A 2026-nucleotide genomic window follows, 5' to 3' on the forward strand; every position below is an offset into this window, starting at 1 on the left:
GCATCAGATCGGCGAGAGCAATCGGTCTCGGTCCGAGGCCTAACAATTCATTCAAGCCGAACCCGCTTCGCGGGTCGGCTTAATTCCGGTGTTAGCTGCCATGAAGAGCCTCCCCCTGCTGCTCTCTTTCCTACTTGCTGCTTTCAGCACCGGCTGCTCTGCGACTGCAGACAGAACTGAGATCGCTGAAGCCCTGACCATAGCTGATAGCGTTACGCTCCTATCGCTCGAGTCGGGTCCTGGGGGTGCACGGGATTCTGATGGGGCTTGTGCTGGGGTCTGCTATCACGGTTGGCCCGTACTCGGGGAGGTAGCCCTATCAAATCCTGTGGCTCAATCTCTTAGGGCGGATCTCTCTGATTGGGTTGCGGCGCCAGAGCCGGACGCTATCGCAATGTGTTTCTTTCCGCGACATGGCGTCCGGGTGAAAGCTAATGGCCACACTTATGATTTTGTCGTGTGCTTCGAGTGTGGACAGACTCAGGTGTTCAAAGACTCGTCCGCTCATCCGGTTGCATACCTTTTCTATGGGGCTGACCAGAAGCACTGGGATTCGATACTTTCTTCCTCCAAAATTCCTCTGGGTAGCACCACGGATGGCAGCTAACAATTCATTCAAGCCGAACCCGCTTCGCGGGTCGGCTTAATTCTGGTGTTAGCCGTCAGGAGAGATCATGGAAGGCTGGAACGAAAGCGAAGCATCGGCATTTCTCGGCCTCCTTGCCAAGTACACTGACTCTGTCACATACGATATTCCGCTTCCTGACGGCCCTGCGATCTTGAGGATTGATGTATCAGGTAGCTCTGTCACTCTCAACAGCTGCGCTACTTCTGGCGAGGCAAGCTGCATCTCTGCATCCATTGACTGTGATCGTGTCGCGATTCACACAAGTGCATCCGATCAAACCGAGAACTGCTTGATCTTTTCTGGCCGTGGCGGACATGTTTGTATCACCCCTGGAGTGCCTTTCTTTTCCATTTTCTTTAGCATGCATGGCGTGACGGCTAACAATTCATTCAAGCCGAACCCGCTTCGCGGGTCGGCTTAATTCTGGTGTTATGCGTGGGTAGGAGTGTCGGTGTTGTCGGCTTCGGTGATGCTGCAACTTCCGCTGCGACGCTGGCTTCGGAGTTGATCGCTCGCTGATCTGTCCGACTCACTCGCGTTCCCCTGCTTCGCTTTAATCGGTTTCGGACGTATCGCGTTCGCGCCGCTCGGGACAAGGATGGCTTCATGACGTTCGGATTGGCGGCGCTCTCGGCTTCGGTCTTTGCTGGCCTCGACCTGCTCCGTGCTTGCGGAGGCTTTGTCCGTGCTCCCTGGTCTCCCACCCCCGTTGCGGACCACCGGCTTCGGGTTTACCTTGGTGCGCATAACAGTTCGTTCAAGCCGAACCCGCTTCGCGGGTCGGCTTAACTTAGGTGTTAGGCACTACACCATGCATCATGCGATCGGTCTGGCAAATCTAAATCAAGAGAATCCGTGGCCACTCACACCTCACGAGCGCTGGAGATTCGATACATCAGATTCACCAACCATGGGCTACTTCGATCTCATAACACCGCTCTTTCAGGACTATTCTCAGAGAGACGCGGGAATAGACATTCACTCGATCAATGTGCTGATTGTGTTGAAAGACGGTGATTTGCCGGAGGCTCTTGAGCGCCTACGATCTTTAGAGCTCGAGATCTCGGCTCGCCCAATCGCGTGGAGAGAATTTCTTGGCACGTGCCACACACCACATGGCGCTCCCGTCATTCGGATAGAGCCCTTGCTCTTTAGGGCCAGGGCTTTTCACTGATTGGCAAGTTACGCCTTCTCATTCAGCTTGCAATTTCAGATCACTTCGCGATTGTGTATGGCAATGGGGTTCTCTGCCGGCATCTTCTGGGCAAGGCACTGCCACCGGGGACCGAGGAGTACTCGTAGTGCCTAACAATTCATTCAAGCCGAACCCGCTTCGCGGGTCGGCTTAATTCTGGTGTTAGCGCTCTATGGCTGCATGGATTCGCACTGGCTTTAGCA

Annotated in this window: 1 protein-coding gene; it reads left to right on the plus strand. The window is 54.7% G+C overall.

Annotated features, from left to right (window positions below; translation table 11 throughout):
- The first annotated feature begins 674 nt into the window (after positions 1-674).
- Entirely contained in the window at positions 675-1049 is a 375-nt protein-coding gene (locus FB548_RS18670) for a hypothetical protein (protein WP_142126319.1), read from the plus strand.
- The last annotated feature ends 977 nt before the right edge of the window (positions 1050-2026 follow it).

The organism is Pseudoxanthomonas sp. 3HH-4 (assembly GCF_006716465.1).
GTDB lineage: Bacteria > Pseudomonadota > Gammaproteobacteria > Xanthomonadales > Xanthomonadaceae > Pseudoxanthomonas_A.

Bases quoted from the DNA above. Each gene is read 5' to 3' on its own strand.
- FB548_RS18670 (WP_142126319.1), top strand. From the start codon at position 675: ATGGAAGGCTGGAACGAAAGCGAAGCATCGGCATTTCTCGGCCTCCTT.